The organism is Microcoleus sp. B13-B6 (assembly GCF_036705405.1).
In the GTDB taxonomy this organism is placed as follows: Bacteria; Cyanobacteriota; Cyanobacteriia; order Cyanobacteriales; family Microcoleaceae; genus Microcoleus.
Genome location: NZ_JAUBUJ010000126.1, coordinates 14853 through 22120, shown reverse-complemented (window position 1 = coordinate 22120; position 7268 = coordinate 14853). Strand labels below are relative to the sequence as shown.

General features: G+C 42.8%; 5 protein-coding genes. All 5 read right to left on the bottom strand.

What is annotated here, in order from left to right; translation table 11 throughout:
• Positions 1–556: 556 nt before the first annotated feature.
• Positions 557–1120, bottom strand: coding sequence for an REP-associated tyrosine transposase (locus QUB35_RS34770; RefSeq protein ID WP_333146942.1), 564 nt, complete (start codon positions 1118–1120; stop codon positions 557–559).
• A gap of 873 nt (positions 1121–1993) precedes the next feature.
• On the bottom strand, positions 1994–3100 hold the full coding sequence (locus QUB35_RS34765) for a hypothetical protein (RefSeq protein ID WP_333146940.1): 1107 nt from the start codon (positions 3098–3100) through the stop codon (positions 1994–1996).
• The gene (locus tag QUB35_RS34760) at positions 3097–4959 is read right to left on the bottom strand and encodes a CHAT domain-containing protein (protein ID WP_333146938.1); all 1863 of its coding nucleotides are present in this window, start codon (positions 4957–4959) and stop codon (positions 3097–3099) included. Before QUB35_RS34760 ends, QUB35_RS34765 begins: the two co-directional genes overlap by 4 nt.
• A 30-nt stretch (positions 4960–4989) precedes the next feature.
• Complete coding sequence (locus QUB35_RS34755; protein ID WP_333146936.1) at positions 4990–6165, bottom strand: DUF1822 family protein; 1176 nt, start codon at positions 6163–6165, stop codon at positions 4990–4992.
• Entirely contained in the window at positions 6162–6938 is a 777-nt protein-coding gene (locus tag QUB35_RS34750) for a sigma-70 family RNA polymerase sigma factor (RefSeq protein WP_333146934.1), read from the bottom strand. The genes QUB35_RS34755 and QUB35_RS34750 overlap by 4 nt, the downstream gene beginning before the upstream one ends.
• Positions 6939–7268: the final 330 nt, after the last annotated feature.

Below are 7268 nucleotides of genomic sequence, written 5' to 3'. Positions count from 1 at the left end.
ATATCACAATCCTGTAGGGGCGGGTTCACCGAAATATATGACACCCAACGACGAATCGTAAAAACCCGCCCCCACCCACCCAAATATTAATAATTCATTGAATTTAACCCGGTGGCGGGGATGTTGTTTGGGGTTATTTGTTGGGTGGGGGCGGGTTTATTAAAATTGTTTGTGGGTGACAAAATTAGTCGCGAACCCGCCCCTACGAATTTTGGTTATTGCGAGCGTAGATTCATCAACCATAGATTATAATATCACAATCCTGTAGGGGCGGGTTCACCGAAATATATGACACCCAACGACGAATCGTAAAAACCCGCCCCCACCCCACCCAAATATTAATAATTAATTTAATTAAACCAGAAATTGATGTGATTTGGGCTTGTTGGTTGGGTGGGGGCGGGTTTATTAAAATTGTTTGTGGGTGACAAAATTAGTCGCGAACCCGCCCCTACGAATTTTGGTTATTTGGGGTTATTGGTTGGTTTGGGGCGGGTTTATAAAGATTGTTTTTGGGTGACAAAATTAGTCGCGAACCCGCCCCTACGAATTTTGGTTATTGCGATCGGAGATTCATCAACAATACATTTTTGTTATCTAATTTTATATGGATTTTATTGGAATTGTAAAATTTTTTAGATGGGTGCATTTCATCGGTTTCCCATTTATACGGATTGTTGATAATATATTCCTGAATTTTTGCAAACGTTGTCTCATCGCGAATAATATGTTCGTAATAACCCCTTTGCCATACAGGGATTCCTGAAACACGACGCAGTTGATTGATCCGACGGGAAGAAAATGTTTTAAAGCCTCTCACAATTTCCGATAAGCCGTGACGTTTATCCCGATTTTTTATGAGGATAATTCCATGAATATGATTCGGCATAATCACAAAAGAATCTAATTCAATATGAGGATATACTGTCTTGAGATTAAACCAATTAAAGTTAACCACTTGACCGTAACAGCTTAATAGCATCTTTCTTTCTTCAATGTCACCTAATAAACACTGACGTTGCCAGATACAAATTGTCACAAAATATGCACCTGGTTGCCTATAATCATATCCTGGTAGACGAATAGAACGGCGATGATGGATATCGGGATTGTATTTCATATTTTTTTTGTAATCAATACAATATCGAATATTATATCACAATCCTGTAGGGGCGGGTTCACCGAAATATATGACACCCAACGACGGATCGTAAAAACCCGCCCCCACCCCACCCAAATATTAATAATTAATTGAATTTAACCATATAAATTGATGTTATTTGGGGTTGTTGGTTGGGTGGGGGCGGGTTTATTAAAATTGTTTTTGGGTGACAAAATTAGTCGCGAACCCGCCCCTACGAATTTTGGTTATTGCCAGCGTAGATTCATCTACCAATAGATTATAATATCACAATCCTGTAGGGGCGGGTTCACCGAAATATATGACACCCAACGACGGATCGTAAAAACCCGCCCCCACCCCACCCAAATATTAATAATTAATTGAATTTAACCATATAAATTGATGTTATTTGGGGTTGTTGGTTGGGTGGGGGCGGGTTTATTAAAATTGTTTTTGGGTGACAAAATTAGTCGCGAACCCGCCCCTACGAATTTTGGTTATTGCCAGCGTAGATTCATCTACCAATAGATTATAATATCACAATCCTGTAGGGGCGGGTTCACCGAAATATATGACACCCAACGACGGATCGTAAAAACCCGCCCCCACCCCACCCAAATATTAATAATTAATTGAATTTAACCATATAAATTGATGTTGTTTGGGGTTAGTAGTTGGGTGGGGCGGGTTTATAAAGATTATTTCTGGGTGACAAAATCCCTCGCGAACCCGCCCCTACGAATTGATGTTGTTTGGGGTTATTAGTTGGGTGGGGCGGGTTTATAAACATTATTTTTGGGTGACAAAATTAGTCGCGAACCCGCCCCTACGAATTTTGGTTATTGCGAGCGTAGATTCATCAGCAATTTACTATTTCCTCTGTTCCCTCCTTTGCAAATCTCGCAATTGCTTCTCTACCTTTTCCGCCATTGGCAAATCTCCCAAAGTTGTATATCCATCTTTTGCCATTCGCAAATATTTCATAGCTTCCAGATTATTTCTCATCGCTGAATGAACTTGCCCCAATCCGTATCGAGCCGCTGTCAACTCCTCAATATCGTCAGGTTTCGCCGTATTAATCACCTTGGAATAGTAGACTTCAGCCTGGGGAACCAGTTGTAGCTTTTCCAGATACATATCGCCCAAGGCTCGATTAATTGGCGGTGTTTCCACTCCTGCTTTTTGTATATTTTCTAAAATTTCTATTGCTTCGGCTATCAAGTTTGTGTTAAGATAAACGCTAGAAATTGCTAATTTTTTGGCGTTTTCGTTAGGTACTTGTTTGTCGATCGCCCCAACCGCATCTTTAACAGCCTCAACTTGCTTCTCATCCAGCAAGCTAAACTCTGTATCTCCTTGTCCCACAGCACTTTCAGAAGAAGCGCCCGTATTCGCCTCGACAATCAATCGGTACCTAACACCCGGTTTCAGCGCTGGTTCCCCCGGATACACAGCCTCAGTACCGCTAACAGTCATTTCCCAGTTTAATTTCGCTCCATTTTCGCGGAGGCTCAACTTATAGCTAGTCGCACCAGCAACCGGATTCCACCGCAAAATTGGCTTGCTGTCGAGCAATTTCGTCCGCCGCGGACTGATTATATAAGGAATTGGCGCGCTATTCCAAGCAATTTTATCGTCGCCGCGATCGGGACATTTAATCAAGTCGGTGCTGCAATCAGATTTCGACTCTTCTTTGGCTAACAAACAGCTATTCAATTGATTTTCACCCGGTGCGATCGACTTAATTCCCAAATCTGCACACTGGATCGTCAGTTGTGCGTTTTGTGCTGTTCGCAGTGTGTCTCCCGGATAAAGCGGCGTACCGCTGGTAGGGCGGACAATTCGGCCGTTTTGGCGATCGATCGCAACTTCCCCGCTACTATGGATAATCAGTCCGTTGGATATTCTGTTACTGGCTGCTAGCGCGGTAGTTGCGATCGAGCTTAAAGCTATAAAAACTGCAATCCTGATTTTCACTTTATATTTCCTTTTGCTTGTAAACGTTGCTGGGCAATTCGCATACATTCATCTTGTTTCGGCACGCGGTAATCAGAATATTTAAGCGCCTGATTCCAGGCTTCTAAGGCTGCTTGCGGCTTACCTTTGATTTCGAGAACCTGTGCTAAAAGGCATTGAGCTTCAGGGCTATCGCCTCTGAATCCTATTGCTATTCTTAAATCTGCTTCAGCAGCGTCATATTGCTTTTGTTTAAACCGCGCCCAACCCCGATTTTTAAAACAAGCGGCTTTTACTCCGTCATATTCAGTGTGTTCTAAACAGCGAGCAATAAATTTTAAAGCTTCTTGAGGTTGATTGTTGAGAATCAGCGATCGAGATACTTGAGAATTCGCCTCAGCAGAACCCCGCCGCGCTGCATCCTTCATTAATTTTTGCGCGTGTTCTTTTTCATTCAAGTCCTCATACAACACAGCTAAGTTATAATGAGGTGTGGCATAATTTAAATTTAGTAAAGTTGCTAATTGGTAGCATTTTTCAGCGATCAATAGTTGACCCTGACGGTGGCTGGTTTTTCCTATTTCATTCACAACGCGGCCAAGTATCGGGCCCATTAACATATAACTGATAGCGGTAATGCCTAAACTTTTTGCCGCCCGCTGCATCCAATCAATTGGAAGAATTAATGATTGGTTATTGGGGCGATCGCCCGCCACATCATCTGCCGCTGAAATTAAAGATTTAGTTGCGCCACCTCCCGGTAACGTTAGTTCCTCAAAATTTGGATGCTGACATAGTACCGGAATCCCGCTAGCGCCCGGAAATCGAGATTCCCAGCGCAGCAAATCATCCTTAGCTTTTCGCACTGCCAAAAACAAAGGCTCTCCATCGGCTAAATATTTGAACAAAGACTTCACAAAATCGTGAGCAATTTGGTCGGGAATTGGTGCGCGCATCACAATTATCGACGGCAAAGGGTAGTTCTGGGCCACCAAGTCCGCCGCCAATCCCAAACTCGAACAGGAATTAAAGATTAGCAACTGCAAACCTTTGAAACTCGCTCGCTTTACACCTATTTTTAAATCCTCTACTTTGATAGTATTGTTGCCAGGATTTTGATTGATATGCAGCCGTCCGTTTGTAGCATTATCATCGCTATCGCTGTGTCCGGCAAAAAATAAAATTTGCCAGCCTTTTTCATCAAAAAGGCGATCGTTAAATTCTTCCGGTGTCGGGTTATCCAGCAATTCTAATTGACAGCGTTCGCCCAAACATTTTTCAATAATCCTTTTATCTTTTTTAACATCTATTCCCTTACTATTACCTAAAACACATAGAATTCTACCTCGCGAAGATAGATATGTTCCTCCTTTAGTTTCCTGTTGAGGAGGTATTGTATACTCTGACGGACTGCGGATGATTTCACTGTGGCGGTACTCTTCGCGAAAAATCCACGCATCCCAAGGCAACTCCGAAATCTGAGAATCATCGCACTCTAGAAATATTTGAACAACAGCTTCCGAGGGATTGCCGATTTGTGTCCTGAGATTTACCTCTATGTTGCTGTAAAAATGGTCAGTCTTCAGCCATGTTTGTATCTCTTTTTTTAAACCTTGATATATAGCATCAGGATTGCTTTCAGAAATGTGAGTTGTGCTTGCATAATTGACTTTAATTCGAGCAGCGCTTCTGCTAGATTGCAGTCCGGTACAAACAGCTTTCCATCTTCTGTGCAGCACCTCAACGTCTGGTGCTGGTGGCAAGCTTCCTTTGAATTGAATACTGATAGGTCTTGCTTGGTTTTTCAACTTCGCCGTGATGTGAGGAAATCCTTCTTGAAGATTTCCAGACCCTAAAGCCAATATGACAGTCCAGGTCATAACTTTGCTATGGTAACAGTAATCGCAAAATCATACCATAAAATTTTCTGTTATGCTCAAATCATCCAGCGCAAGTCGAATACTAAAACTTTCTTCGGGTTCCACGTAAAATTCCAGTGAAATACACTGATCTTGAACAGTCGATTCAACCTCATCTAAAACTTTTCCCGCATCGGATATTAACGACAGTTTAAGGTGACGAGGCAAATAACGATCGCCGATCGCCGGATGCAACTGGACGTGAACTCTGACAGTGCGATCGTCCTCTTCGGCAATAGCCACCAACAAAGCAACACTCGTCCTTCCCAAACGCATTCCCAAGTCAATCAACTTAGCCCGCGTCACATCAGCTTCGGGAAACCTGTTTATGCTGCTTTGACGCCTCTGCGAGGCAGATTCGACTCTCGAATTACCACCTCCTCGGAATACAAAACTTGGGTTATCGTCAGGAAAAATAAGGTGTTCTAAATTTTTTTTACCTTGCTCAATTTTCTGCCAACCTGTTTCTGCAACATTCTTAAACCAATGGCCTAAATTAGATTTAACCGGATTTTCTATTTTCACCGGGGAAGTATCCGGCTGTGGATCAAATATCGATTCAACCGACTCCCAATCGGATGTAAAAATATTCTCCAACCACTGACGCAGATTGACGTTAGATTCAGATAAATGTTCTAGAGATTCCGACAAATGTTCCAGGTGAATCAAGAAGTCATCCAGGGAATCTAAATCGCTCAATACTAATTCCCCCGTCTCAGCAGTCGGGGAAAATCCCAGCAATCTTGCTTCCTTTTCATCCCGATCAATTTCTACTACAATATAACCAATGCGTTCCTCCCTAGCTTCGATAGGAATATGGCACATTTCTGGGGAATTCACAGATGAATTTTTATTGCCATTTTCTCCCTTGTGGTCTGGGCTCCTAATTGGGCGACACTCAATTTTACCCAACCCTGTAATATACAAATCTGCCGTATCCTCAAACATCCTAATTACTGGATTCCAGCTATCGCATTGAGTCAAGTCAGTTTCAATATCCAAGATTGTTAAGTAATCCCGAACTGCGAGCAAAGCTAAAGTGTTGAGATAAATCTGTTCTACTCTTTGGGGGTGACGCTGTTCCGAAGCAAATTGCCATGCTAGACGAATTGCCTTTTGGGTAATTGGCATTGGGAATGATTGGTTTTCGATACTGTTATTGTTCATTTTTGTGTTACTCCTGGTAATATTAGTTGATATCCTTGGTCTTCGCAAAATTTTTGCAGCAGAGGGAGGCATTGAAGCTTGAGCAATTTATACAAAGTGCAAGGCGCACAGTTCAACTCTGCTGCTAGTTGTTCCATGCTTTGACCGGATGACCATTTACGCTGCAACAAAACTTGGCAAGTTATATCCGGTCTTCTGGGAAGGTGATTGCTTTTCAACACGCCAGTTGGATCGGTCTCAATCCATTCTAGAATCTCTTCCATATAGAAAGTTAGATCGGGAGTAGCAGGAATTTTTTCACTTGGCTTGAGACCGTCATCATCTTCATCATCTAAAGAAACCAGCCGTCGATCTGTTATATTTTGCTTTGCTTTCTGTTCGGCCAGACGACAATCTAACAGCCGCTTTTGGAGATAGGGATTTAACCAAGTCGTAATCAGGCTTTCTTCGGGATCGTAAGGTCGTTTTGCTGTGGTAGCTTCACATAAATTCCGAGACAGATAGATCCATGTCTTGTTAAGTGCCTCTTTGTAGTAAGGTGTGTGTTCTTTCCAGAGTTTGCCCGATTTGAGAATCTCTAGAATCAGTCGATGCAAGAAACGACCTCGCTGGGGACTGCCGGGGGGATGCTGGCAAGCTTTGGTGACGAGTTCGACGATTTGCTGGTGGGCGGGATCTCGATCGAACTTTTCCGATTTTACTGAGCACCCAACAGCATCGGATTCGTCAGATAAGTGGTCTTCCCCCTCGGAGGGGTTGGATTTATCAGTCATAGTTCAGTGCGGCCGCAACTTTGTTCCTACATTTACTTATCAGGGTAAGTTGGGGGAATTTATGCGAAATTCTGAAAGTTTTTTTGAGCAGATGGTTGAAAGTCGTGCTGTGCGGTGGATTGGGCCGTTGAATTAGATGTGAATTTTTGTTAACACGCATCAAAACCTGCATAAACCGGGTTTTTGCGATTTATGCAGGTTTGTAACGAAGTATTCTGCGAAAAACCCGGTTTCTGATCACCAGTGCGTAACATCGATCGCCCTTAAATCCGCAAAACAACCGTTGTTCCGTACTTTCACCCAGTGTTTACCAAACTCGACCAAAAAAAC